28 protein-coding genes are annotated in these 24,987 nt (G+C 64.0%); 12 read left to right on the forward strand and 16 right to left on the reverse strand.

Going from position 1 to position 24,987, the window contains the following annotated elements; translation table 11 throughout:
• Positions 1-12: 12 nt before the first annotated feature.
• The 4 genes from ACGYK2_RS13345 to ACGYK2_RS13360 all read right to left on the reverse strand — a co-directional run bounded on the left by ACGYK2_RS13345 (position 13) and on the right by ACGYK2_RS13360 (position 2,178).
• Complete coding sequence (locus ACGYK2_RS13345) at positions 13-744, reverse strand: BglII/BstYI family type II restriction endonuclease (protein WP_271688922.1); 732 nt, start codon at positions 742-744, stop codon at positions 13-15.
• Positions 728-1,360: an MT-A70 family methyltransferase gene (locus ACGYK2_RS13350; RefSeq protein WP_067261508.1), complete on the reverse strand. Its 633-nt coding sequence runs from the start codon at positions 1,358-1,360 to the stop codon at positions 728-730. The genes ACGYK2_RS13345 and ACGYK2_RS13350 overlap by 17 nt, the downstream gene beginning before the upstream one ends.
• 112 nt (positions 1,361-1,472) lie before the next feature.
• Entirely contained in the window at positions 1,473-1,949 is a 477-nt protein-coding gene (locus ACGYK2_RS13355) for a hemerythrin domain-containing protein (protein ID WP_271688923.1), read from the reverse strand.
• Positions 1,950-2,007: 58 nt separating this feature from the next.
• Positions 2,008-2,178 (reverse strand): hypothetical protein, encoded by a 171-nt coding sequence (locus tag ACGYK2_RS13360; RefSeq protein ID WP_271688925.1) that lies wholly within the window; start codon positions 2,176-2,178, stop codon positions 2,008-2,010.
• A gap of 149 nt (positions 2,179-2,327) precedes the next feature.
• Here ACGYK2_RS13360 and ACGYK2_RS13365 point away from each other — a divergent pair, with 149 nt between their 5' ends.
• The gene (locus ACGYK2_RS13365; protein WP_271688926.1) at positions 2,328-3,050 is read left to right on the forward strand and encodes a GNAT family N-acetyltransferase; all 723 of its coding nucleotides are present in this window, start codon (positions 2,328-2,330) and stop codon (positions 3,048-3,050) included.
• 9 nt (positions 3,051-3,059) lie between these two features.
• Here ACGYK2_RS13365 and ACGYK2_RS13370 read toward each other — a convergent pair whose 3' ends face one another.
• Positions 3,060-3,779: a response regulator gene (locus tag ACGYK2_RS13370; protein ID WP_271689918.1), complete on the reverse strand. Its 720-nt coding sequence runs from the start codon at positions 3,777-3,779 to the stop codon at positions 3,060-3,062.
• A 126-nt stretch (positions 3,780-3,905) separates the two neighbouring features.
• Here ACGYK2_RS13370 and mce point away from each other — a divergent pair, with 126 nt between their 5' ends.
• Positions 3,906-4,310, forward strand: coding sequence for a methylmalonyl-CoA epimerase (mce, locus tag ACGYK2_RS13375; RefSeq protein WP_067261515.1), 405 nt, complete (start codon positions 3,906-3,908; stop codon positions 4,308-4,310).
• A 2-nt stretch (positions 4,311-4,312) separates the two neighbouring features.
• On the forward strand, positions 4,313-4,606 hold the full coding sequence (locus tag ACGYK2_RS13380; protein ID WP_271688928.1) for a DUF1467 family protein: 294 nt from the start codon (positions 4,313-4,315) through the stop codon (positions 4,604-4,606).
• Here ACGYK2_RS13380 and ACGYK2_RS13385 read toward each other — a convergent pair.
• The 4 genes from ACGYK2_RS13385 to trpS form a co-directional block, all read right to left on the reverse strand.
• Positions 4,539-5,273, reverse strand: a complete 735-nt coding sequence (locus ACGYK2_RS13385) for an EI24 domain-containing protein (protein WP_271688929.1) — start codon at positions 5,271-5,273, stop codon at positions 4,539-4,541. The genes ACGYK2_RS13380 and ACGYK2_RS13385 overlap by 68 nt on opposite strands.
• Complete coding sequence (locus ACGYK2_RS13390; protein ID WP_271688930.1) at positions 5,264-5,836, reverse strand: nitroreductase family protein; 573 nt, start codon at positions 5,834-5,836, stop codon at positions 5,264-5,266. The genes ACGYK2_RS13385 and ACGYK2_RS13390 overlap by 10 nt, the downstream gene beginning before the upstream one ends.
• 9 nt (positions 5,837-5,845) lie before the next feature.
• Entirely contained in the window at positions 5,846-6,952 is a 1,107-nt protein-coding gene (locus tag ACGYK2_RS13395; protein ID WP_271688932.1) for a class II histone deacetylase, read from the reverse strand.
• Positions 6,953-7,162: 210 nt separating this feature from the next.
• Positions 7,163-8,179 (reverse strand): tryptophan--tRNA ligase, encoded by a 1,017-nt coding sequence (gene trpS, locus ACGYK2_RS13400; RefSeq protein WP_209217007.1) that lies wholly within the window; start codon positions 8,177-8,179, stop codon positions 7,163-7,165.
• A gap of 75 nt (positions 8,180-8,254) precedes the next feature.
• Between trpS and ACGYK2_RS13405 the strand changes: the two genes are divergently transcribed.
• Complete coding sequence (locus tag ACGYK2_RS13405; RefSeq protein ID WP_271688935.1) at positions 8,255-8,941, forward strand: rhomboid family intramembrane serine protease; 687 nt, start codon at positions 8,255-8,257, stop codon at positions 8,939-8,941.
• On the opposite strand, the gene murJ is transcribed toward ACGYK2_RS13405, so the two are convergent.
• The 4 genes from murJ to ACGYK2_RS13425 form a co-directional block, all read right to left on the reverse strand.
• Positions 8,938-10,479, reverse strand: a complete 1,542-nt coding sequence (gene murJ / locus ACGYK2_RS13410) for a murein biosynthesis integral membrane protein MurJ (RefSeq protein ID WP_271688936.1) — start codon at positions 10,477-10,479, stop codon at positions 8,938-8,940. The two genes, ACGYK2_RS13405 and murJ, sit on opposite strands and share 4 nt — an antisense overlap.
• A 109-nt stretch (positions 10,480-10,588) precedes the next feature.
• Positions 10,589-11,140: a CHAP domain-containing protein gene (locus ACGYK2_RS13415; RefSeq protein ID WP_271688937.1), complete on the reverse strand. Its 552-nt coding sequence runs from the start codon at positions 11,138-11,140 to the stop codon at positions 10,589-10,591.
• A gap of 124 nt (positions 11,141-11,264) precedes the next feature.
• The gene (locus tag ACGYK2_RS13420) at positions 11,265-14,045 is read right to left on the reverse strand and encodes a [protein-PII] uridylyltransferase (protein WP_271688938.1); all 2,781 of its coding nucleotides are present in this window, start codon (positions 14,043-14,045) and stop codon (positions 11,265-11,267) included.
• 1 nt (position 14,046) lies between these two features.
• Positions 14,047-15,228 (reverse strand): penicillin-binding protein activator, encoded by a 1,182-nt coding sequence (locus ACGYK2_RS13425; RefSeq protein ID WP_271688939.1) that lies wholly within the window; start codon positions 15,226-15,228, stop codon positions 14,047-14,049.
• Between the two features lie 87 nt (positions 15,229-15,315).
• Here ACGYK2_RS13425 and rsmI point away from each other — a divergent pair, with 87 nt between their 5' ends.
• From rsmI to ACGYK2_RS13445, 4 genes are all read left to right on the forward strand, one after another.
• The gene (gene rsmI, locus ACGYK2_RS13430; RefSeq protein ID WP_271688940.1) at positions 15,316-16,173 is read left to right on the forward strand and encodes a 16S rRNA (cytidine(1402)-2'-O)-methyltransferase; all 858 of its coding nucleotides are present in this window, start codon (positions 15,316-15,318) and stop codon (positions 16,171-16,173) included.
• Positions 16,174-16,195: 22 nt separating this feature from the next.
• Positions 16,196-16,594 carry a YraN family protein gene (locus ACGYK2_RS13435; protein ID WP_271689919.1) on the forward strand — a complete coding sequence of 133 codons (399 nt, stop codon included), beginning with the start codon at positions 16,196-16,198 and terminating at the stop codon, positions 16,592-16,594.
• A 105-nt stretch (positions 16,595-16,699) separates the two neighbouring features.
• Positions 16,700-17,635, forward strand: coding sequence for a glutathione synthase (gene gshB, locus ACGYK2_RS13440; RefSeq protein WP_271688941.1), 936 nt, complete (start codon positions 16,700-16,702; stop codon positions 17,633-17,635).
• Positions 17,632-18,549 carry an alpha/beta hydrolase gene (locus tag ACGYK2_RS13445; protein ID WP_271688942.1) on the forward strand — a complete coding sequence of 306 codons (918 nt, stop codon included), beginning with the start codon at positions 17,632-17,634 and terminating at the stop codon, positions 18,547-18,549. Before gshB ends, ACGYK2_RS13445 begins: the two co-directional genes overlap by 4 nt.
• On the opposite strand, the gene ACGYK2_RS13450 is transcribed toward ACGYK2_RS13445, so the two are convergent.
• The 3 genes from ACGYK2_RS13450 to cobU all read right to left on the reverse strand — a co-directional run bounded on the left by ACGYK2_RS13450 (position 18,512) and on the right by cobU (position 21,201).
• Entirely contained in the window at positions 18,512-20,029 is a 1,518-nt protein-coding gene (locus ACGYK2_RS13450) for a YifB family Mg chelatase-like AAA ATPase (RefSeq protein ID WP_394374316.1), read from the reverse strand. The genes ACGYK2_RS13445 and ACGYK2_RS13450 overlap by 38 nt on opposite strands.
• 72 nt (positions 20,030-20,101) lie before the next feature.
• Entirely contained in the window at positions 20,102-20,683 is a 582-nt protein-coding gene (locus ACGYK2_RS13455; protein WP_271688944.1) for a histidine phosphatase family protein, read from the reverse strand.
• Positions 20,680-21,201 carry a bifunctional adenosylcobinamide kinase/adenosylcobinamide-phosphate guanylyltransferase gene (gene cobU / locus ACGYK2_RS13460; protein ID WP_271688945.1) on the reverse strand — a complete coding sequence of 174 codons (522 nt, stop codon included), beginning with the start codon at positions 21,199-21,201 and terminating at the stop codon, positions 20,680-20,682. The genes ACGYK2_RS13455 and cobU overlap by 4 nt, the downstream gene beginning before the upstream one ends.
• A 98-nt stretch (positions 21,202-21,299) precedes the next feature.
• Between cobU and ACGYK2_RS13465 the strand changes: the two genes are divergently transcribed.
• The 4 genes from ACGYK2_RS13465 (at position 21,300) to ACGYK2_RS13480 (ending at position 24,952) form a co-directional block, all read left to right on the forward strand.
• Positions 21,300-22,178, forward strand: a complete 879-nt coding sequence (locus tag ACGYK2_RS13465; protein WP_067265311.1) for an RNA polymerase factor sigma-32 — start codon at positions 21,300-21,302, stop codon at positions 22,176-22,178.
• Between the two features lie 81 nt (positions 22,179-22,259).
• Complete coding sequence (coaBC, locus tag ACGYK2_RS13470; protein ID WP_271688946.1) at positions 22,260-23,453, forward strand: bifunctional phosphopantothenoylcysteine decarboxylase/phosphopantothenate--cysteine ligase CoaBC; 1,194 nt, start codon at positions 22,260-22,262, stop codon at positions 23,451-23,453.
• A 9-nt stretch (positions 23,454-23,462) separates the two neighbouring features.
• Entirely contained in the window at positions 23,463-23,915 is a 453-nt protein-coding gene (dut, locus tag ACGYK2_RS13475; protein WP_271688947.1) for a dUTP diphosphatase, read from the forward strand.
• The gene (locus tag ACGYK2_RS13480) at positions 23,915-24,952 is read left to right on the forward strand and encodes a molybdopterin-synthase adenylyltransferase MoeB (protein WP_271688948.1); all 1,038 of its coding nucleotides are present in this window, start codon (positions 23,915-23,917) and stop codon (positions 24,950-24,952) included. The genes dut and ACGYK2_RS13480 overlap by 1 nt, the downstream gene beginning before the upstream one ends.
• Positions 24,953-24,987: the final 35 nt, after the last annotated feature.

Genomic DNA, 24,987 nt, shown 5'->3' on the forward strand with positions numbered 1-24,987 from the left:
CTCGCCCCCGGCTCAGTCGGGGGTGATATTGCCCGGTAGGATGCCCAGCACCAGAACCGGGCAGCCGCCGCTGCGCCCGGCGGCGATGCGGCTGATCAGCTTGTGGGTGCCGGTGGTGCTGGCCCCGAATTTCGCGCTGACGGTCTTGTCGGTCTCATTGCCGAATTTGTCCAAGCAATTGCCGAGCGATTTGAAAAAGTCGTTCGACAGTTCGCGCGTCACGATGACGCCCACGTCGATCACCCCCGCTTCGAAGAAGCTGCGAAAGGCGTATAGGTCGCGGTCGTAGGTCTGGTCCTTGCTGTTCCACTCATAGTCGAACGCCACCCGGCCACGCCAGAAATCGACCATATGATTGTGGATGAAGTCTTCGCGGATGATGCGGTCGACTTCGGGCGCGCTGTCGCCCTTGCCCGCGGTGAGCTGCACCAGCAGGTCGGCCTTGATGCGCACCTCTTCGTGGAAATTCTCGGCTGCCGCATATTGCGCGAAACGGGTGGTGGCCGACATGCGGTTGCCCCCCGGCGCGCGGATTTCATCGCGGCTGATGGTGAATTGGCGCAGCACGCGGATGATCGCGGCCAGTTCCTCGGGCGCGCGCTGTTGCAGCACGGCGGCGGCGCTGCGGTAGCTGGTGACGGAATAGCGGTCGCGCAGATCGACGGGCAGCAGGTCTTCGACAAGCCTTTCGTCGTCGAAAACCGCGTCGTCAATGCGCCGCGCCAGATTACTCAGCCGCGACACTGGAATTGTAGCTGTAGGTCTTCCAATCGGGCTTGTAATCCGCCTCGGCCTGATTGCCCCAAACGGTCCAACCCTCTCGTACCCCACGCCCAAAGAGTTCGAGGTAGGGGCCCCAAGAGCAGCTTTCGATCAGGTCATATTGCTCATCCGGCTTGCGCGAATGCTCGCGCTTGCGGGTTTGCAGCATGTTCACCTGCCGCCGCCCGGCGTCGAGCGTGCGCACGTTCTTACCACGCACGCCGAAAAGCAAAATCTCGGTCACATTGCGGAAGTAAAACCCCACGCCGCGCCCATCACTGCCGCCATCCTTGCGGATTTTGTGCCAGATGATGTTGGATTTATACTCAAACCCCCAAGCCTTGAGCACCTGCAACCCTTCGGGCAGGAGGGCATTTGGCACCCACATGTAGCAATGCGCGCGGTCTTCGAGGTGATCGGCCACGGGCAGGGCGCAGATATCCTCAACCGTCATCGTGGGATAACGGGCCAAGCGCTTATGCTCGGGCGCGACCTTTCCGGTGCGGTTGGTAAAGCGCCACGGCGGGTCCGCCATGACGCATCCAAACCGGTCTTTGCCCAGAAAGTCGCGTAGGTCTTGTGATGGATTATCGCTCATATCCAATATATTGCGTTCCCTCGGGCTTTCTTGCAACCGCAACCTGCCCGGCGGGGCTGGATATCCACAAGAACGTTAAGGGAACACATCTAGCAGGGAAGAGCGGCTTGGGTCAATCCTCAAGGCTGTCTTCGCGCTTTTCCTCGATGAGTTTGGCTTCCTTTTCCTTACGCTTCAGGAACTTGTCGCCGAAGGCCTCGTTCTGTTCCTCGCCGATAACCTTTTTCGCGCGGGTGAAAAGCTCGTCTTCTTCCTCATCCATGTGATGCTCGTAATCGTGCTTGAGCTGCTTGAAACGAGTCAGCCAAGCCGACGAGGACATATCGGTTTCGCGCAATTCCTCCATGATGTCGTCGAGCTGTTGGTGCTCATGCACCGAATGACGGGCGTGATCTTGGCCCCATGTCTCGGACATTAGTGTGGAATAAAAGGTCTCTTCCTCGGCGGCGGCGTGGGATTTCACATCATGGTAAAAGCGGTCCCAAGCTTTGCGGCGCTCGGCGCTGTCGCCTGCGGTATCGGCAATGGTGTTCAGCAGGGCGCGGTGTTCATCATGATCTTCTTTGATCGCGTCATAGATGGAGGGCATGGGAAAATCCTTTGGTGTTACCTGTGGCTAACGCCGCAGCCACCGGCAGGTTCCCGCCTTAGAAGACCGTGCCCTGCGCCGCTTGGCTGGCAACCTCTTGGAACAGCCCGCCGGTTTGCGCGTGAAATGCTGCCAATGCGACGACCACCAGCCCAAGCGCATTCGCGCCCACAACGATCCAGTCGACCGGCTTTGCGGCTGTCGCGCTGTCCTTGGTGTGCTGGCTCATCTCACCCTCCCGGGCCTTTGCGGTTGCGACGATGCTGAAGGCTGATTGTGGCATCAATGTGTAGCTTGGAGGCTGAGACTGGGGTCTGATGCGATTATTTCAAGTTTATTCAGCTTGGCGGCTCGAAAACGCCGGTGCATAACTTTTCCATGAACAGTAAATCTGACCCGCGCCCCGTTGGGCCCCTTGTTGAGAATTGGTCCGAGCCGCCGCGCCCGGCGGGTGAGGTGCTCACCGGCCGTCATGTAGTGTTGGAACCGCTTTCGGCCGAGAAACACGCGGCGCTGCTCTATCCCGCCTATCTGGGGGAGGATCACGTTTGGGATTATCTCCCCTACGGGCCATTCTCGTCGGCGGCGCAGTACCACCGTTGGGTGCGCGACAATGCGGGAAAGGCCGATCCCTATTTTATGGCGGTGAAAGACCGCGCCCGGGATCAATGGCTGGGCGTGGCGAGCTTCCTGCGGATCAAGCCCGAGGCGGGCAGTATCGAAGTGGGCCATATCAACTTCAGCCCCGCGCTTCAGCGCACCCCGGCGGCGACCGAGGCGATATTCCTGATGATGCAATGGGCCTTTGGGGCGGGCTATCGCAGGTTCGAGTGGAAGTGCGACGCGCTCAACCGTCCGTCGCGCCGCGCGGCGCAGCGTCTGGGGCTGAGTTATGAGGGCGTCTTTCGGCAGGCGGCCATCGTCAAAGGACGCAACCGCGACACGGCTTGGTTCGCCGCGATCGACACGGAATGGCCCGCGCTGAAAGAGGCGTTCGAGGTCTGGCTTGCCCCCGGCAATTTCGACGGGCAGGGGCAGCAGAAAGAGCGGCTTGGCGATCTGACCCGCCTTGTCCGGGTGGCGGGGGATCCGACGCTTTAACCCGTCAGGCTAGATCGCCAGCTTTTCAGCAAGGCGGTGCTGGATCATCCCGGTGATGGCTGCGGTCTCTGGCCCCGCAGGTTGGCCCAGGGCACGTTTATGGGCCAAGGCGCGGGCAGCTTCTTCCAAACGTTGGTCATTGGCCGAACGGGCCACCCCGCACAGGAATTGCGCGACGTAATCCAGCGTGTGATTGTCGGGCGCGTCCCCCAGCACGTCAGCGATATGGGCAATGTCATCTTGGAAACCGATCCGGTCGGGGGTGACATCCTCATCCGGCAGGATACGCGGCCCCCGGGGGCGGCGGTCGTCGGACAGTGCGGCGAGGATGGCTTGCTGAAAGGAGGACAGCGAGGTGATCGGCTTGGACAGGAACCCATCCACCCCCGCCGCGCGGGCGTCAGGCTCCATATGGCTGTCGCCAGAGATGGCGATGATCGCCTCGACCCGCGGTGTGCTTTGCATGAGTTCGGCAATCAGGTCCAACCCGCTGCCGTCAGGCAGGCCAAGGTCGACCAGCGCCACGCTGGGGCGGTAGACCTGCAAATGCCGCCGGGCCGAGCGCAGGCAGTCCGCCCGTCTGATCCGCGCGCCCGAGCGCAGGCAGAGCAGGCGCATCGCCTCACAGGCGAAACGGCTGTCTTCGACCACCAGAACGGTAAGGCCTAGCAGAGGCCGCTCCGCCGTGGGGGTGAGGGTCGGTCTTTCAAAGGGGTCGGTATCGTCCATCATCGCCTCCAAGAACAACTGCAGCGCCATCGTTACGCCGCGTTGGCTAATGACGCGTTAACGTGACGCATTGTTGTTTACCGGGGCGGCGGGCATAAAGCTGGCAAATCACGAGGAGCATTCAGGATGATCGGACGTCTTAACCATGTGGCCATCGCGGTGCCGGATCTCGAAGCGGCGGCGGATCAGTATCGCCACGCGCTTGGTGCCAAGGTCGGCGCGCCGCAGGCCGAACCGGACCACGGGGTGACCGTGATCTTCATCGAACTGCCGAACACCAAGATCGAATTGCTGCACCCCTTGGGCGAAGACAGCCCGATCAACGGCTTTCTGGAAAAGAACCCCGCAGGCGGCATCCACCACATCTGCTATGAGGTCGAGGACATCCTCGCCGCGCGGGACCACCTGAAATCCACCGGCGCGCGTGTCTTGGGCTCGGGCGAGCCGAAGATCGGGGCCCATGGCAAGCCGGTATTGTTCCTGCACCCCAAGGATTTCAACGGCGCGCTCGTCGAGCTTGAGGAGGTCTGATCATGGGTATCGTTTCCGGGCTCGTCCTCTTTGCCGTCATCTGGTCGATGACATTCCTGATCGCCCTGCCGATCCGGGTGCAAACCCAAGGCGACGCGGGCGCGGTGGTGCCGGGCACCCATGCAGGCGCGCCCGAGCAGCATCATCTGGGCCGCAAGGCGCTGTGGACCACGCTGGTCGCCGCGATCATCTGGGCGATCAGCGCGACGATCATCCTGTCGGGCTGGATCAGCGTGGCGGATATCGAAGGCTGGCTGCATCCGAATGCGGCACCAACGCATGGTACAGGTGGGTAAAGGTCGCCGCGCCTAGGATCGGGATCAGCAGGTTCAGCAGCGGTACCGAAAGCGGCACCGCCATCAGCACCCCGGCCACCCAGATCGTGCCCGCATGGCGGCGACGCAGGCGCTTGGTCTCGTCCCGCCCGTGGCGGCGCAGCGCGGCGAGGGTGAAATACTCCCGCCCCAGCAGAAACCCGTTCAGCCCCCAGAAGATAAACAGCGCCGCTGGGGCGAAGAGCAGGTAAAGCACCAGCGCCAGCAGGTTCGCCCCCACCAGCACGCCCATGAAATTGACCGTATCGCGGATGGCGTCGCCCATGCTGACTTGGTTCGCGGGGGGCAGATGGGGGTAGTGCACCTCTTCCACCGCATCGGCCACTTCATCCAGAAACATCGAGGTGATCGCCGAGGCCACGGGCACCATCAGGAAGACCGAGAGGACCATCAGCAGGATCAGCGCGCTCCAACTCAGCAGATCGTCGAGCCAGTTGACCTCTCCCAGCACGGGCAGCCAAGCGTCTTCGGGGGTGACCCAGTCCACCAGATAGGCAAAGCCCGCCGTGGCCGCGATCAGCAGCGCCAGCGACAGGCCCACGCCCAAGAGCACCACCTTGCGAAAGCGCGCATCGCCCAATTGGCCAAGCGCCCGGGTGAATGACCTGAGGATCGCGTTTACAGCCATGTGGTGATCCCGTCGATGTCCGGGCGCGGACGCTCCGGCGGCGCGGTGGTTTCGGTGCCAATGTGAATGATGCCCGCGATGCGCTCATGCGAGGCGAGGGCCAAACCCTCTTCCATAAAGCCCCGGTCATGGGCGGGCCAACCGCTCAGCCAATTGGCGCCCCAGCCTGCGGCGAGGGCGGCATTCAGAAGCGCGAGGCAAACCGCCCCGGCGGAATAGGTCTGCTCCAGCGGCGGAATTTTGGGAGAGGGCTTTTGCACCTCGATCACCGCCACGGCAAGGTTGCCCTGATCGAACTGGCCACGCCCCTTGGCGATCTCTTCGGCCCCAAGGCCAAGCGCCGCGCCGCGTGTCTCGACCACCTCGGCCAAACGCGCCATCGCGGCATGGTCGATGACCACGAAACGCCAAGGCTCCAACTTGCCATGATCCGGCGTGCGCGCGGCGGCGGTCAGAAGCGGGCGTAGGGCCTCGGCATCGGGCACCGGCAGGCCCAGTGTCTTGGCCGGGCGCGAGCGGCGGTTTTGCAAAAAGGCGAGGGCGGAAGGGTCAGCTACGGGCATCGGGGTCTCTTACAGGTCCAGTTGCTGCGCCATATCGTCAATCGACTGGCGGAGGAAGGCATCAAAGGCGGGCGAGGGTTGGCGCGCGTTGAGCGACCGCGCCATCGGGGCCGGCGCGTCGATTGCGCTGCCGCTCAGCGCGGCGATCGTGGCATGACCGCAGAAGGGGACATAGGCCTCGGAATAGCCGCCCTCATGCACCAGCACCAGCTTGCCATCGCAAAGCCGCTCGGCGGTGCTGCGAATGCGTTTGGTCATCTCGGCAAAGGTTTCGGCGGTGGCCTGCATCCGTGCCAGTGGGTCGATGATCGCCGCGTCATAGCCGCAGGCGACGATGATCATGTCGGGGGCGAAAGCTTCGATCGCCGGGATCACCACGCGGTCCATCGCATGGAGATAGGCGGTATGGCCCGAGCCTGCGTGCATCGGCAGGTTGATGTTATAGCCTTCGCCCGCCCCGCGTCCGCGATCCTTCAGGCCGCCGGTGTCGATGGGGTAATTCCCCTCTTGGTGGAGCGAGATGGTCAGCACGTCATCGCGGTCATAATAGATCGCCTCGGTCCCGTTGCCGTGGTGCACGTCCCAATCCAGCACGATGACGCGCTTTGCCAGCCCCTTGGCCTGCGCGGCCTCAATGGCGATGGCGATATTGGCGAGAAGGCAGAAACCGTTGGGCAGATCCGGCAGGCAGTGGTGCCCCGGTGGGCGGCTGAGGGCATAGGCATTCTGTAGCTTGCCCCGCGCCACGGCATCGACGGCGGCGATGGACAGCCCGGCAGAGAGCGCGGCCAGTTCATAGCCGCCACGGGCGAAAGGCACCGCATGGCCCAGCTCACCACCCCCCGCATCCGAAAGGCGTTTGAAGTCGTCAAGATAGGTTTCGGGATGCACCCGCGCCAAGGCCTCCCGGTTGGCGGGGGCAGCGCTGCGGGTGTCGAGTTCGGCGAAGAGCCCGGTCACCTCCATCAGGTTCTTCATCCGGCGCTTGGTCTCGGGGTTTTCCGGCAGGCCTCCGGCGGCGAGGGGCTGCACCAGCCCGCCCACCGGCATGGTAAAGACGTAGTTGCCCCCTGCGTGCCAAAAGCAGCGTTCGTCCCAGAAAAAACCTGTGGTCATCTTGTGCTCCCCTTCATCCTTGCGGGGAAGGTGGCGTAGGGCGGCGGGATTGTCCATGGCGCGGGGGGCTCACGCGGGCGGTGGCGCGTGAGGTGGGTGCGGGATTTGGTATTTGAGAAAGGATGAAGGGGGGAAGGGGGCGCTTTGGGTGGAAAGCGTAGGGCTTGGGGTGGCCCTAGCGCCTTTGGGGGGCGCTAGGGGTTTTGGTGGTTAGCCGACCATGCCGACGATCTCATAGGTGCGTTTGAGGATCGGGGCGGTGATCTCGCGCGCTTGTTCCGCACCGCGGGCGAGGATGCGGTCGATCTCGGCCGGATCGGCCATCAGGCGCTGCATTTCGGCGGTGATCGGGCCCATTCTGGAGACGGCCAGTTCCGCCAGCGCAGGCTTGAAGGTGCCGAATTGCTGGCCGCCGACTTCCGCCAGCACCTGATCGACGGATTGGTCGCTGAGGGCGGCGTAGATGTTCACGAGGTTGCGCGCCTCGGGGCGGTCCTTCAGGCCCTCAGCCTCGGACGGGAGGGCGTCGGGGTCGGTCTTGGCCTTGCGGAACTTCTTGGCGATCGTGTCGGCATCGTCGGTCAGGTTAATGCGGCTCGCGGGCGAGGGGTCGGACTTTGACATCTTCTTGGACCCGTCGCGCAGGGACATGACGCGGGTGGCCGCGCCTTCGATCACCGGTTCGGTGAGCGGGAAGAAGTCGACGCCGTAGTCGTGGTTGAACTTCGCGGCGATGTCGCGGGTCAGCTCTAAGTGCTGTTTCTGGTCCTCGCCCACCGGCACATGGGTGGCGTGGTAGATCAGGATGTCGGCGGCCATCAGCGCGGGGTAGGCGAAAAGCCCCAGCGAGGCGGCTTCGGCGTTTTTGCCGGCCTTGTCCTTCCACTGGGTCATGCGGCCCATCCAGCCCATGCGCGCGACGCAGTTGAAGACCCAAGCCAGTTGCGCGTGCTCAGGCACTTGGCTTTGGTTAATCAGGATGGATTTTTCAGGGTCGATGCCCGAGGCGATGAAGCCGGCGCAGAGCTCGCGGGTGCTTTTCTTCAGGTCCGCCGGGTCTTGCCAGACTGTGATCGCGTGCAGGTCAACCATGCAGTAGATCGATTGCACGCCCTTTTCCTGCGCATCGGCGAAACGTTTCAGCGCGCCGAGGTAGTTGCCCAAATGCAGGTCGCCCGAGGGCTGAATGCCGGAAAACACGCGCGGGGTGAATTGGGTCTCGGACATCGGGAGGCACCTCTGGGCTGGAAAGTCTTGCGCGGCAGGCTTACTTCTGGCCGCGAACCCCGTCAAGGAGCGCCCATGCAAGACCCAGACCTCCAGCCCCCCGTGAACCCGCTGCCGCCCGCGGTTGTCATTCTGTTTCTGGCCATTGCCGGGGTCGAGGTGGTGCTCTCTCTGGCCGAGGCCGGGCTGGTGGGCGGCCCCGCTGCCGTGGGCTGGCGGCTGGCGCTGGTGCGCGACTTTGGTTTTTCGGGGCTGATCTTTGACGCGATGATTGGCGCAGGCCAGTACCCGATCGAACATATCTGGCGGGTGGTGACTTACCCCTTCATCCATCTGGGCTTTACCCATGCGATCTTTGCCGTGGTGCTGCTTTTGGCCTTGGGCAAGTTGGTGGCCGAGGCGATGGGGCAATTGGCGTTTGTGGTGATCTTCGTGCTGTCGGGCATTGGCGGGGCGCTTGTTTATGGGGCGCTATTGAACGATCCGGTCTGGCTCGCCGGGGCCTATCCCAATGTTTACGGGCTGATCGGTGGCTATAGTTTCGTGATGTGGCGGCGGCTGCTGGGTTCGGGCGGGCCGCAGTATCAGGCCTTTACGCTGATCGCGCTGCTGATGGGGCTCCAGCTGTTCTGGGGTATGTTTTTCGAGACTGGCTTTCTTTGGGTGGCGGAGCTCGCCGGGTTCATCTGTGGTTTCGGGCTGAGCTTTCTGGTCGCGCCCGGGGAATGGACGCGACTGCGGGCGCGGTTGCAGCAGCGTTAACCGCGCCGCATCGCCGATTTGAACTCCGACAGGCGGAATGCGCCGATCAGCTGGCCGACACCGAAGTAGCTGACCGCGGCGATCACAAGCAGCAGCACCAGCGCCAGTCCGCGCCACCACGGCATGCCGAGCATCGGTTGCAGCGCGGCATTGCCCAGCCAAAGCGCGACGCCCATGGCGGCCGAGGCGATGAGGATGCGCCAGATGCGTTTGTGGAAGCGCGCGTCGAACTTTACCGCATCGCCAAAGCGCCGTGCGCCGATCGCGAGGCAGGCGAACATCGTCCAGCCTGCCAGCGTCGTGGCGACCGCCGGGGCGATCCAGCCGATGAAGGGGGCAAGGCCGACGGCGAGCGCCGCGTTCACCACCATGGCGATCACGGCGAAATGGAAGGGGCGGCGGGTGTCTTCGCGCGCGAAATAGACTGGTTGCAGGATCTTTTGCAGCACGAAGGAGGGCAGGCCGAGGCCGTAAACCATTACCGCCGTGGCAATCGCGGCGGTGTCATCGACGCCCGAGGCGCCGCGCTCGAACAGCACGGTGACCAGCGCGAAGGGGATCACGATCAGCGCGACCGAGGAGGGGATTGTCAGGGCCAGCGAAATCTCGGCGGCGCGGCTCAGCGCGGTTTGCGCACCTGCGTCGTCTCCGGCCCGCAGGCGGCGCGACAGGTCGGGCAGCAGCACGATGCCCACGGCGATGCCCACCACGCCCAAGGGTAGTTGATAGAGGCGGTCGGCGGCGAAGAGCCATGAGACGGCCTTGTCATATTGGCTGGCCACCAATTGCCCGACCACGAGGTTGATCTGCATCACGCCCGAGGCCAGCGCAGCGGGCAGGGCGATGACGATCATCGCGCGCATGTCGGGGGTCCAGCGCGGGCGGGAGGGGCGCAGCGGGAAACCCGCTTGGGCCGCGGCGCGCCATGTCAGCGCCAGCTGTGCCACACCGGCGACGGGGATCGACCAGATCAGCCAAAGCGCCACTTCGCCCCCGGTAAGCGCGGCAAAGGTCATGGCGGCGATGACGAAGATGTTCAAGAGCACCGGTGCTGCGGCGGCCACGGCAAAGCGTCCGGTGGCGTTGAGGATGCCTGAGAACAGCGCCGACAGCGACATGCAGAGGATATAGGGAAAGGCGATGCGGCCAAAGGCGACCGTCATGTCAAAGCGCGGGTCTCCGACGAAACCTTCGGCGGTCAGCCAGACCAAGCCGGGCATGAAGATCATGCCCAAAGCGGTCAGCGCCAGCACCACCAGCGACAAGCCGTTGAAGGCATCGCGGGCGAATGTCCCGGCGCCTTCCTCCCCCTCCAGCTTTTTGGCGAACATCGGCACGAAGGCCGCGTTGAACGCGCCTTCGGCAAAGAAGCGGCGGAACATATTGGGCAGGCGGAAGGCGGCGACGAAAGCGTCCATGACCGGGCCGGGGCCGATGAGTGACAGCAGCAGCACTTCGCGCAGGAAGCCGAGCACGCGGCTCAGCAGGGTCCAGACCCCGACAGTGAAAAAGCCGGACATAAGACGGATAGGTTTCATCGGAGGAGCCTTAATTTGCGCTGCGGTGATCCCTAGCGCGGGCGGTCACCCGGTGCAATCGCGGTGAGCGGCAGGAAATGCCCCGCCGCCCGCTGGGGCAAGGCGGCGCTTATCCCCCCGTGGGGTAGATGAACCCATTGATCGGATAGGTGCTGCCAAAGGCGCCCGGCTGGCTTTCCAAGCGCACGGCGGACCAGTCGTTGTCGTCGGAGACGTCGATCACCGCCATTTTCAGCGAAACCTCGTTGCGCTTCCAATTGGCGTGATCCACCCGGATTTCGCGGGGTGAGACGATGTCGGAAACCACAGCGATATGGCCCATCGGCATGGAGCGGGTGGCGCTGAAGGCCATCACAGCACCGACGACAGGGGCATCGCCGCGCGGGTAAAGCCCCTTGGCCTTGCCCCACCATGTCTCCGCATTGCCGCGAATCTGGATGCCGCTGACATTGCGGGCGAAGGGCACGCACCAAACGCGCTGGCCCTTGGCGCGCATGTCTTTGGCGGTCTGGACGGCCATGAAATGCCGCTGGGGATCGATGCCGCCGAAATCATAGGTCTGCGGGAGGTCAGGCGCTTTGGCGCAGGCTGCCGTGAGAAGAAGTGTGGCGCAAAGGGCCATCAGGCCCCGGTTCGGCAGTGCGGCGCGTGTCACGCTCATATGTCCCTCATTCATGGAATCCCGTCTCAGCGGCGGGTTGCAGGGATTTTGAGGATCTGATGCGCAAAGCAAAGCGGCCAAAGAGCGGGTGGCGAAAACCCGCCGATGAGGCGGAGGCTGGGGGCTAGCCCTCCGCCCGCTCGACCCCTGCGGCAATCGCTTCGCGCAGGCGTTTCTCCAAGGTGCGCTGCTTGGCCTCGGTATAGTATTTCAGGCCGAACATATCCTTGACGTAGAAAGTATCGACCACCTGTTCGCCATAGGTCGCGATCACCGCATTGGCGATATAGACGTTGGAGGCCGCCAAGGTGCGCGTCAGATCATAGAGCAGACCGGGCCGGTCGCGGGTGTCGACCTCGATGATCGTGTAGATTTCCGAACCTTCGTTGTCGAAGGTGATATGTGTGGGCACTTTGAAAGCGCGCTCGCGCTTCTTGACCTTGTCGCGGGATTTCAGCGCGTCGCGGGCAACGATCTCACCGCGCAGGGTCTTGAGGATCATCTCGCGCAGCCGCGGCAGGCGGCTGGCCTCATAGGGCTGATCTTCGCTGTCCTGAATCCAGAAAGCGTCAGTTACGAAACCGTCCTTCGTCGTGTAGCTGCGCGCATCCACCACATTGGCGCCGACCAGCGCCAGCGCGCCTGCAAGCCGGGCAAAGATGCCGGGGTGATCGGCCATGACGAAACAGGCCCGCGTCGCACCGCGGTCTTCGTCGGGGTGCAGATCAATGCGGATATCGTCATTGCCGATGTCGCGCAGCAGTTCCGCAAAGGCGACATGCGCGGTGACATGCAGACCCTGCCAATAGGGCGGATAATGGCGGGCCGTCTCGCGTTGCAGGTGTTTGCGCGGCCAATCGGAGAGCGCGGCGCGCAGGGCTTTCTTGGCCTCCGCGCCCCGGTTTTCGCGGTTGAGGTCTTCGAGCCCGGTTTCCAGCGCCCGCTCGGTCTGGCGATAGAGCGCGCGGATCAGCACCGCTTTCCAATTGTTCCATGTGTTCGGCCCGACGCCACGAATGTCGCAGACCGTCAACACGCAAAGCAGGTCGAGCCGTTTGACCGTCTGCACCGCCTTGGCAAAGTCGCGCACCGTGCGCGGATCGGCAATGTCGCGTTTCTGCGCCATGTCGGACATCAGCAGGTGATAGCGCACCAGCCATTCCACCGTATCGACCTCATCGCGTTTCAGCCCCAGCCGCGGGCCAATGCGCCGTGCCAGTTTCGCGCCGATGATGGAATGGTCCTCGGGCCGCCCCTTGCCGATGTCATGCAGCAGCAGGGCCACATAGAGCACCTTGCGGTTCACCCCACGTTTCAGGATCGAGGAGGCGACGGGCAGTTCCTCTTCCAGCTCGCCCTTTTCGATCCGGGCGAGGTTGGCGATACATTGGATGGTATGTTCGTCGACGGTGTAGGAATGATACATGTTGAACTGCATCATCGCGACGATCGGCTCGAACTCAGGAATGAAGGCGCCTAAGACGCCCAATTCGTTCATCCGCCGCAGGGAGCGTTCGGGATTGCCGTGTTTCAATAGCAGGTCGAGGAAGATGCGCCGGGCTTCGGGCGTGCGGCGCATATCATCGTCAATCAGCGCGAGGTTGGCCTTGATCAAGCGCATCGCATCGGGGTGGATCAACATGCCCGTGCGCAGTGCCTCTTCGAAGATGCGCAACAGGTTCAGCTTGTCTTGCAGAAACTCTTCGTCGTCCTTCACCGCGATGCGGTTGTGGACCACCTGAAACCCGTCGCGGATTTTCGGGCGGCGGCGGAAGATGCGTTCCAGCAGCGGTTCGGCCTTCATATGGGAGGCTTCGAGCCCGCTGACGAAGATGCGCGTCAGATCCCCCACCGCGGTGGCATGGCGGAAATAGGCCTGCATGAAAATCTCGACGCCCCGCCGGCCCCCGATGTCCTGATAGCCCATCGCTTGGGCGACCTGCACCTGCATGTCGAAGGTCAGCTGTTCCGTCGCGCGCCCGGCAATTAGGTGAAGATGCCCCCGCACGGCCCAGAGAAAAGCCTCGGCCTCGCGGAAGGTGTCGTATTCATCGGCGCGGAAAACGCCGAGATCGACCAGATCCGCGACCCGGTCGACGTCATGGATGAACTTGGCGATCCAGAACAGCGAATGCAGATCTCGCAGCCCGCCCTTACCTTCCTTGACGTTGGGCTCGACCATATAGCGCTCACCCTGTTTCAGGTGGCGGTTGTCGCGCTCTTCCAGTTTCGCTTCGATGAAATCCTTTCCCGCGCCTGAGAAAAGTTCGTTCTTGAGCCGTTCGGAAAGCTCTTGCGCAAGGGTCACATCGCCGTCGATGAAGCGGTTCTCCAGCAGGGCGGTCTGAATGGTGAAATCATCCGCCCCCAGCCGCAGGCAATCTTCGATGGTGCGCGTGGCGTGGCCGACCTTCAGCTTCAAATCCCACAGGATATAGAGCATCGATTCGATCACGCTCTCCGACCATGCGGTGGCCTTGTAGGGAATGAGGAACAGCAGATCGACATCGGAAAAGGGCGCCATCTCTCCCCGGCCATAGCCGCCGACGCCAATCATGGCGAGCCGTTCACCCTCGGTCGGGTTCGGGTTGGGGTGCAGCACTAGCGTGGCGATCTGCAAGACGCAGCGCAGCAGTTGGTCGGTGAGATAGGTGTAGGAAGAGGTCATCGCCCGCGCGTCGAATGGCGATTCAGCAAAGCCCGCCGCAATGGCCTTGCGGCCCGCCTGCTGGGCTTCTTGGATCAGGGGAACGATCTCGGCCCTGAGGGCTGCGCCCTCCAGCGTGCTGTCGCGCTGGGCGAGGGCCTGCCAGATGGCCGTGTCGTCAAAGATTTGTTCGGGCGCGCAAATCAGGCGCGGGTGTCGACGCGCGCCTGATGTTGTTGTCGGTTTCGCGAGGTCCAATTCAGAAACCAGCCCCGCCAAAGCCGCGCGGTGCCGGGTCGAGCACGACGACGCGGTTGTCGCGGATCGTGGCCACGGCCAGCGCACGTTCGTTGGTGCCATCGCGGCGCAGGCGGAAGATGCCGCTGGCGCCTTGGAAACCCGCCCCTTGGGTCAGCGCGGCCCCGGAAAGCGCGTTGGATTTGCCGCCCTTCACCAAGGAGCCGATTGCCGCGATCCCGTCAAATGCCAGCCCGGCCAGAGGGTGCGGATCACTGCCATAGGCCGCGGTGTAACGGTTCGAGAAGGCACCGCTCGCCGCCCTGTCGGGCAGGGCGAACCAGCCGCCCTGAACGCCGGGCAGTTCCAGCGTTTGGGCGGGGATGTCCCAACGGGTCAGGCCGACATATTGTGTGGTCGCCGATTGGATACCAGCCTCGGGCAGAAGCTGCGCGAAAAGCGGCAGAGCACTGGCCGAGGAGGTGGTGAGGAAGAGCGCATTGGCGCCGCTGCCTTCGATGGTCGCTTTGACGCGCGGCACGGCGGCCACGACCGACTCTTGGCTCAGCGCGTAATCGACGGTGCCTGCCAGCGTCGCGCCATTGGCGCTGATCGCTTGAACGATCGCGTCACGGCCCAGTTGTCCGGCAAGGTCCTGACCATGCAGCACGACCATTTTGTCTTTGCCGTTGCGCTTTGCAAAGCTCACCAACCGGTTGGCGGTATTGGCAAAAGTCGGCCCAAGCACGAAAACATTGCCGCCCGCGATGGTCGGGTTGTTCGAGAAGGAGATCACGTTAACCCCGGAGGAGGCCACGGCCACCCCAGCCGCATTGGCCGCTTCGCCGTAAACCGGGCCAAGGATGATCTTGGCCCCTTCATTCACCGCCTGCGCAGCGACGGATGCGGCTGTGCTGGCATTGCCTGCGGTGCCATAAACGCGCAGGTCGATCTGGACGCCATCCAGATCGCGCATCGCAAGACGCGCGGCGTTTTCGAGGTTCTTGGCCAGCAACTCATCACCGGCCGTGCCGCCCCGCGGAACCAAGAGCGCCACGGGGACGGGGGCCGCAGGGTCAATGCGCGGGCCGCCGGAATTGGCGCCGCCCGTGGCGACAGGCTGACAGGCCGCCAGCAGGACCGCGAAGAGCGGCAGCAAGAGCAGGTGCATCTTCTTGCGGATGGCGCGGAAACAGGCAATCATTTGTATTCACTCCCCGGTGGTGGCAAGACGACGATGGTCGCCGGAACATGGCCGCGATCATAGTGACTGCGAAAGGCGGGTCCAGCGTTGAAATTTGACAAGACAGAGCTAGCCCCGGGACTTTATTTCGTGGGCGTCCCCATCGGCACCGCGCGCGATATCACGCTGCGCGCGCTCGACACGCTGGCCTCGGCGGATCTGCTGGCGGCAGAGGACACGCGCAGCCTGCGGCGGCTGATGGAAATTCATGGGGTGCCGCTTGATGGACGCAAGGTGCTGGCGCTGCACGATCACAGCGGCACATCGGTGCAAGAGCGGCTGATCGCGGCCATCCGCGAGGGCAAATCGGTCGCCTATGCGTCGGAGGCGGGCATGCCGCTGATCGCCGATCCGGGGTTTGAATTAAGCCGGGCCGCAGCCGAAGCGGGCGTGATGCAGACCTGCGCGCCGGGGCCATCGGCCGTGCTGACCGCGCTGGCCTTGGGCGCCCTGCCGACGGATGCATTTTTCTTTGCGGGTTTCCTGCCCAACAGCAAATCGGCCCGGATCGCGGCGCTGGAAAAGCTGCGCGACGTGCCGGGGACGCTGGTGTTCTACGAATCGCCCAAACGGCTCGGCGCCATGCTGCGCGATGCGGCAACCGCACTGGGTGTGGGGCGCAAAGCGGCAATGTGCCGGGAGTTGACCAAGAAATTCGAAGAGATTCAGCGCGATACCCTCGAAAATCTCGCCGAGCTTTATCAAGCGAAGGCGCCAAAAGGCGAAGTGGTGGTGCTGATTGATCGCAGCCGTTCAGACTCTGTTAATCACCTTGACCTAGAAACAGATTTGCAACGGGCGCTTACAGATATGTCGATGCGTGACGCTGTCGATTTGGTGGCGCAGGCCCATGGCCTGCCGCGGCGGCAGGTCTATCAAGCGGCATTGGCGCTCGGCAAAGGTTAGAACGCGGATCGGAGCGATGAAAATGGCACAGGGCAATACGGGGATACGAACTGCGGCCAAACGCCAACGGGGGCGCATGGCCTATCACGCCGGGATCGCTGCCGAGAACCGCATCGCGCAAGACTATGAAAGGCGCGGTTTTGCCATCGCGCGCCGCCGTTGGCGGGGCCGCGCTGGTGAAATTGATTTGATCCTGCGCGATGGGGCTGCCTTGATCTTTGTCGAGGTGAAACAAAGTCGTAGTTTCGCAAGGGCTGCCGAAAGCCTTTCTGCCAGACAGATGCAACGCATCTACCGCTCCGCCGAGGAATTTCTTGCCGGCGAACCTGCAGGAAGCCTGACCGAGGTGCGCTTTGACGTGGCGCTTGTCGATGGGCAGGGGGCTACCGAAATCATCGAAAACGCCTTTGGCCACGGCTGACCCATTGCGCATAGGCCCCTGCTGCGCCATCTAAGAAGCGATCCCAGAAGCCTGCACCGTCGGTCCGGGTCGGATCACGACAAAGGTAAGCAGCGGGGGACGCCGATGAAAATCGCCTTTCAAATGGACCCGATCGGGGACGTGAACATCAATGCCGACAGCAGCTTTCGGCTGGCCGAAGAGGCGCAGGCTCGGGGGCATGAGCTGTTCTTCTACACGCCCGACCATCTGGCGTACCAAGAGGGGCGGATCACCGCGCGGGGCTATGACTTTACGGTACAGCGCGTGCAGGGCGATCACGCCCGGTTCGGAGAAGAGCGCGAGGTCGATTTGGCGGATTTCGACGTGGTCTGGCTGCGCCAAGACCCGCCTTTCGACATGCATTACATCACCTCGACCCACCTGCTGGACCGGCTGAAAGAAACCACCTTGGTGGTCAACGATCCCTTTTGGGTCCGCAATTACCCCGAGAAACTTCTGGTTCTCGACTTCCCCGATCTGACGCCGCCCACCACGATTGCGCGCGACCTTTCGACCATCAAAGCCTTCAAGGCGAAGCATGGCGATGTAATTCTGAAACCGCTTTACGGCAATGGCGGGGCCGGTGTGTTCCGGCTGGACGCCAATGACCGCAACCTCACCTCCCTGCATGAATTGTTCACCGGCTTCTCGCGTGAGCCGCTCATTGTTCAAAAATTCCTGCCTGCCGTATCCAAAGGTGACAAGCGCGTCATCCTCGTGGACGGGGAGCCGGTGGGCGCGATCAACCGCGTCCCGGCGGCAGGCGAGACACGGTCGAACATGCATGTCGGCGGGCGGCCTGAGAAGGTCGGGCTGACCGAGCGTGATCGGGAGATCTGTGCGGCCATCGGGCCATTGCTTAAAGAAAAGGGCCAAATCTTTGTCGGGATCGATGTGATCGGTAACTATCTGACCGAGATTAACGTGACCTCTCCCACCGGCATTCAAGAACTGGAACGGTTCGATGGCGAGAATATCGCCGGAAAAATCTGGGAGGCGATTGAGGCCAAGTGCGGGTGAGCCTGCGCCAGCATCTTCTGAACCGCTACCTGCGTCTGACAGAGAAACCTTTGCTGGCGCATGCAAACCCGCAGTTCCTGCGGGCCACGATGGAGATGCAGGCGCGGCTCTTTTTCAAAGGGCCGCGCGAGGTGCATGCAGAATGGCGTGATCTGCCGGGGGCGGGATCGGCGCTTTGGCTTACGCCGCCGCAGGCCTGTCAAGGGCGTGTGATCCTCTACGTTCATGGCGGCGGGTTTGTGTTTGGCAGCCCGGAGACGCACCGGGCGATGGTCGCGCGCCTTTCCCTGCTGACTGGCGCGCGGGCGGTGCTGCCGCGCTATGCGCGCGTGCCCGAAGCGGCCTTTCCCAAACCTGCGCAAGACATCCGCGCGGCGTGGGATGCGCTGCGCCAGATGGGCTTCGCCGCGGGGGACATCGTGATTGGCGGCGACAGCGCGGGCGGCGCGCTGGTTTTCGATCTTTTGGCGCAGCTTTGCCGCGAGGGGGCGGCGCTGCCTGCTGGCGCCTTTGGGCTTTCCCCCTTGTTGGACCTGACGTTTTCAGGCCCAAGCTTCACTCAGAATGCCGAAAGCGACGTGTTGTTGCCCGCCGCCCGCGCGACGGAAATGGCGCGGCTCTATCTTCAGGGGCAGGATGCGGAGAGCCCCCGGGCGAGTCCCATTCTTGCGGATTTCAACGGCGCACCGCCCGTCTGGCTCACCGTAAGTGACAGCGAAATCCTGCGCGATGACAGCCGCCGATTGGCGGCCCGTCTGCGCGAAGCGGGCGTGTCGGCCAGTTTGCAGGAGCTCCATGACCTGCCGCATGTCTGGCCGCTGTTTCAGAACCACCTGCCCGAGGCGCGGCAGAGCCTTGCTGCCCTCGCCGATTGGATCAATGCCGTGCTGCCGGATCGGGCAGGCGAAAGCTGATCGCCTCGGCCATATGGGGGCGGCGGACCTCGGGTTCCCCCGCAAGATCGGCGATGGTGCGCGCGACACGCATGACCCGGTGATACCCGCGCGCTGACAGGGAGAACCGTTCCGCTGCGCGCAGAAGCAGCGCGCGCGCTTCGGCATCCGGGCTGACGACGGTTTCAAGCAAGTCACCCGCCGCATCAGCATTGGCCGAAATCCCGTCATGCGGCGCGTAGCGCGTGGATTGAAGCGCCCGCGCGGAGGCGACCCTTGCCGCGACCTCGGTCGAGGTTTCTCCGTTGGCGGGCAGGTTGAGGTCGCTGTAGCTGACGGGCGGCACGTCGACGCGTAGGTCGAACCGGTCCATCAGCGGGCCGGAGATACGCCCGAGATAGTCTTCGCCGCAGGCCGGGACACGGGCGCAGGCGCGGGCCGGGTCGGGCAGGTAGCCGCATTTGCAGGGGTTCGCCGCCGCGACGAGCATGAAGCGGCAAGGGTATTTCACATGGGCATTGGCGCGCGCGATCATGACCTCGCCAGTCTCGATCGGTTGACGCAGGGTTTCGAGGACCGTGCGGTTGAACTCGGGGAATTCGTCCATGAACAGCACGCCGTTATGGGCCAGAGATGCCTCCCCCGGACGCGCCTGCCGACCGCCGCCGATGATCGCGGCCATAGAGGCCGTGTGATGCGGCTCGCGAAAGGGGCGGCTGCGGGAAATGCCGCCCTCATCCAGGAGCCCGGCGAGGGAGTAGATCATTGAGGTCTCAAGCGCCTCCGATGCCGTCAGCGGCGGCAGGATGCCGGGCAGCCGCGCGGCCAGCATGGATTTGCCCGACCCCGGCGTGCCGACCAGCATCAGGTGATGCCGCCCGGCGGCGGCGATCTCCAACGCGCGTTTGGCGCGTTCTTGGCCCTTAACCTCGCGCAGGTCGCGGCCCGCCAATGCGAGGGGCACCTCGCCCGGCTCGGCGGGGGCGATCGGTACTTGCCCGGTGTAGTGGCGCACCACGTCGCCCAGATTGGCGGCGGCGATGACCTGTGTCTTGCCCACCCATGCGGCCTCCGCCCCCGACCCCGCGGGGCAGAGCAGGCTGCGGTCCTCGGCGGCGGCGGCCATGGCGGCGGGCAGGGCGCCGACCACGGGCATCAGCGTCCCGTCGAGCGAAAGCTCCCCCAAGGCCACTACATTCTGGGTAATGTCATCCGGCAGGATATCCAGCGCCGAGAGCAGCGCCAGCGCGATGGGCAGGTCGAAATGGCTGCCTTCCTTGGGCAGGTCGGCGGGGGAGAGATTGACGGTGATGCGTTTGGACGGCAGCGCGATGGCCAAGGCGCTGAGCGCCGTGCGCACCCGGTCGCGGGCTTCCGAGACGGCCTTGTCCGCCAGTCCGACGATCGAAAAGCCTGGCAGCCCGGCGGTGACCGCGCATTGCACCTCGACGATGCGGGCGTCGACCCCTTGAAATGCGACCGTATAGGCCCGCGACACCATTACCCCTGCTCCGTCTTGCTATGGTTAATCGGTAGGCAAAACGGGTTTAGGAATGGTTAACGGCGCTGTGGCTCAGGGCGTATGATTGATCCCTTCAACCCGCCATTGGCCGTTGTCGTGGGACAGATGCGTCACCGAAAGGTTGTCGATCTTATGGGCCATCGCCTCCAGCGGGCCGCCGCCTTGGGCCTGCTGCACCTGCGTGAGGATCACGCCGAAATGGGCCACGGCGATCACATGGGCATTGGGGCGGGCCGCGTTGATCCGTGCCACAACTCGGTCGACGCGCGCCTTGGTCTGGTTCCAGCTTTCGCCCTCGGGGGCCATGACATCGCCGGGGGTCTCCCAATAGGCGCGGCTGAGGTCCGGGTCACGCGCGGCGACTTCGGAGAAATGCAGCCCGTCCCAAGCGCCGAAATGCAGCTCTCGCAGCCCATGCTCATGGGGCAGGCGGCGGCGGGCGGGCTGGGCCAGCGCATCCGCCGTATGCACAGCGCGGATCAGGTCCGAGGAGACGAGCAGCGCCTCATCCGGCAGGTGCAGGTTCAACCGTGCCAGTCGGGGCGCATCGGAAAGGTCCGCCGGGACATCGCGCCAGCCGACGAAGTTCTTCTCATGGGTCGGGCCGTGGCGCACCCAGTGCCAAATGGTCATGGCATCTCCCCTTTCAACAGTTGCGGCAGGCCGACGACGACCTGCACCACCGTCTCGGCCTCGGCGGCCAAGGCGATGTTGAGCCGCCCCTGCGCCTCGCGGAATTGGCGGGCCATGGCGTTTTCGGGCACGATGCCTTGGCCGACCTCATTCGAGACCACGACCCAATGCGCGGCGCAGCCCCGCAGGGCCTGCAAAAGCTGCGCCTGCGCGGCCTCCAGATCGCTGCCTTCCATCAGGTGATTGCTCAGCCACATGGTCGCGCAGTCGATCAGCACGATTTCGCCGGCGGGCAGTTTCGCCAGCGGTTCGGTCAGATCTAGCGGGCATTCGACGGTGCGCCACCCCGCATCGCGCCTTGCTTGATGCTTGTTCACGCGTTCTTGAACTTCGTCATCCCAGATGCGACCAGTGGCGAGGTAAGTCTTTGACATGCCGATGGAATTTACGAGGGCCTCTGCCCATTCCGACTTGCCCGAGGCCGCCCCGCCTAGGGCAAAGGTAGTTCTAGGCAACATCTTCTCACCAAATATTTGAACCAAATGGCATGTCTCTGCGTATCTCCACCAAAGGCCCATCACAAGGTGCGCCGCGCATTTCTCAAGGGGGATACCAAATGTCATTGCAAACCGCTCGCGAATTTTCACTCACCCGCACCGCAATGAAGGCCGAATTGCTCGATGCCGAGACGGAGTTGGAATTGGCCTATGCGTGGCGCGATCACCGGGATGAGGCCGCGTTGCACCGTTTGATCACCGCCTACATGCGTCTGGCGATCTCGATGGCGGGCAAGTTCAAGCGCTACGGCGCGCCGATGAACGATCTGATCCAAGAGGCCGGTCTGGGCCTGATGAAAGCCGCCGACAAATTCGACCCCGACCGCGGCGTGCGTTTCTCGACCTATGCGGTTTGGTGGATCAAGGCGAGCATTCAAGACCATGTGATGCGCAATTGGTCGATGGTGCGGACAGGGTCGACCTCCTCTCAGAAATCGTTGTTTTTCAACATGCGACGCGTGCAGGCCCGTTTGGAGCGTGAGGCCACGGCCATGGGCGAGACGTTGGATAAGCACCAGCTGCGCCAGATGATTTCGACCGAAATCGGCGTGCCGCTGCATGATGTCGAGATGATGGAAGGCCGTCTGTCAGGGTCGGACTATTCGCTGAACGCCACGCAGAGCGCTGAGGATGAGGGCCGCGAGTGGATCGAAGCACTGGCTGACGAAAGCGCGCAGGCGGCGGAGCGTGTCGAGGAAGAGCATGACACGGCGCAGCTGCGGAACTGGTTGCTGGCGGCAATGCAGGGTCTGTCCGAGCGTGAGCAATTCATCGTGCGCGAACGCAAACTGCGGGATCCTGCGCGTACTCTGGAAAGCCTCGGCGATGAGCTTAGCCTCAGCAAAGAGCGGGTCCGCCAGCTTGAAGCCGCGGCCTTTGGCAAGATGCGCAAGTCCCTCGAGATGCAATCGCGTGAGGTCTTTGCCTTTCTGGCCTGACCCCATATCGCGATGCCCGCCAGGGCTGGCAGATTTCGCCGCCCCGGATTAAGGTCTCCCTAATGCAAACGGGGGGCCTTTATGCTGTCGGGCAAACATATTCTGCTGATCATCGGCGGCGGCATTGCCGCCTATAAATCCCTCGATCTGATCCGGCGTCTGCGCGAACGCGGCGCCAAGGTCACACCGGTCCTGACCCGCGCGGGCGAAGAGTTTGTCACCCCGCTTTCCGTATCTGCCTTGACCGGGGTGAAGGTCTTTCGCGATCTTTTCGACCTCGGTGATGAGGCCGAGATGGGGCATATCCAGCTCAGCCGCGCGGCGGACCTTTTGGTGGTTGCCCCCGCCACGGCAGACCTGATGGCCAAGATGGCGCAGGGGGCGGCGAATGATTTGGCCTCAACCTTGCTTTTGGCCACCGATACGCCGGTGCTGCTGGCACCTGCGATGAACGTGCGGATGTGGCAGCACCCCGCGACGCAGCGCAACATCGCTACTCTGCGCGGCGATGGCATCACAATGGTCGGGCCGAATGACGGTGACATGGCCTGCGGCGAATACGGGCCGGGACGGATGGCCGAACCGCTTGAGATTGTCGCGGCAGTCGAGGCGCGGCTTGGGCAGGGGCCGCTTGCGGGCAAGCGCATCCTCGTCACCTCCGGCCCCACGCATGAGCCGATCGACCCGGTGCGCTATATCGCCAACCGCTCCTCGGGCGCGCAGGGCACGGCGATCGCGCGGGCGCTGGCGGATCTGGGGGCTGAGGTCGTTTTTGTAACCGGCCCCGCCGAAGTCGTCCCGCCCGAAGGCGTCGAGGTGGTGCCGGTGCAAACGGCGCAAGAGATGATGCAGGCGGTAGAGGCCGCACTGCCCGCGGATGCCGCTGTCTTTGCCGCCGCGGTGGCCGATTGGCACGTGCAGGGGGCAGGGGACCGTAAGCTGAAGAAATCGAAAGACGGGCTGCCCAGCCTGACTTTCGCGGAAAACCCCGACATCCTGAAAACCGTCAGCCAGCGCGGCGAAGGTCGCCCACCGCTCGTCGTAGGCTTCGCCGCCGAGACCGACGACGTGCTGGCCCATGCCACCGCGAAACGGGAGCGCAAGGGCTGTGACTGGATCGTCGCCAATGACGTCTCCCCCGCCACCGGCATCATGGGCGGGCGCGAGAATGCCGTGACACTGATCACCGAGACCGGGGCCGAGGATTGGCCGCGCATGGGCAAAGATGCCGTGGCCGCCCGTCTGGCCGAACGTATCGCCGCGGCACTTGCCTGAGGGGGCGCTATGACCACGATCAAACTCTGCTGGGCCGATGGCGCGGACCGCAGCCTGCCACTGCCCGCCTATGAAAGCGCCGGGGCGGCGGGGGCGGACCTGCGGGCCAATCTGCCCGGCGGCACGGTCACCTTGGCCCCCGGCGCCCGGGCGCTGATCTCCACCGGGTTGCAGATGGCGATCCCGCAGGGGTTCGAGGTGCAGATCCGCCCGCGCTCGGGTCTCGCGCTGAAGCATGGGATCACCCTGATCAACAGCCCCGGCACCATCGACAGCGATTATCGCGGCGTCGTGGGGGTGATCATGGGCAATATGGGGGCGGAGGCCTTCACCGTCGAACATGGCATGCGCATCGCCCAGATGGTCGTGGCCCCGGTGGGGCAGGCGGGCTTCGATCTGGCCGAGCGCCTTGATGAGACCCCGCGCGGCGCGGGCGGGTTCGGCTCGACGGGGGCGCGGTGATGCTGGCTGTTTTGATTATCGCGGCGGCGCTTTGGTTCGGCGGCGGCTTCCTCGGCCTGCCGCGCGGGCTGCGCGCGGGGCTGATCGGGCTGATGTATCTGGCGTTGGTCGCGCTGCATCTGCTGTTTCCGGCCACCCACCCGCTGCGGCTCGCCACCGGCGGCAGTGCCGCGCCTTGGCTGCTCTTGGGCGGTTTCATCGTGCTGGTGCTGCTCTACCGGCAGGGGCTGGCGACCCTGCGCGCGCGCGCCACGCCGGACGCGCCGACTGAAGACCCCACCTCGGGCCGTTTTTCGGAGAGTGAGTTGAACCGCTACGCCCGGCACATCGTGCTGCGTGAGGTCGGCGGCCCCGGGCAGAAGGCGCTGAAAAACGCAAAGGTGCTGGTGATCGGCGCGGGCGGTCTCGGCGCGCCCGTATTGCAATATCTCGCCGCGGCGGGCGTCGGCACCATCGGGGTGATCGACGATGACGCGGTCGAGAACGCGAACCTGCAACGGCAGGTGATCCACAAGGACGCCGCCATCGGCACGCCCAAGGTCTTTTCCGCGCAGGCCGAAATGCTGGCGCAGAACCCCCATGTCACCGTGCGCCCCTACCACCGCCGGCTGACCGACGAGATCGCCGAGGAACTGGTGGCCGACTATGACCTCGTGCTCGACGGGACCGACAATTTCGACACCCGCTACCGGGTGAACGCGGCCTGCGTTGCGACGGGCACGCCGCTGATCTCGGGCGCGCTCAGCCAGTGGGAGGGGCAGCTCAGCGTCTTTGATCCCGCCCGCGGCGCGCCTTGTTATCGCTGTATCTTCCCCGAAGCGCCGGCGGCGGGGCTTGCGCCCTCCTGCGCCGAGGCCGGGGTGATCGGCCCGCTGCCCGGAGTGATCGGCACGATGATGGCGCTGGAGGCCGTGAAGCTCATCACCGGGGCGGGCAGCCTGCTGCGCGGCGAGATGATGATCTATGACGGGCTTTACGGCGAGACGCGCAAGATCGGCCTCAAACGCCGCGCGGGCTGCGAAACCTGCGGCGGGTGATTGCAAGTCACCCCGGCGCGCCCCATCTTGGGCGC

Source organism: Sulfitobacter sp. 1A10359 (assembly GCF_043558145.1).
Taxonomy (GTDB): Bacteria; Pseudomonadota; Alphaproteobacteria; order Rhodobacterales; family Rhodobacteraceae; genus Sulfitobacter; species Sulfitobacter faviae.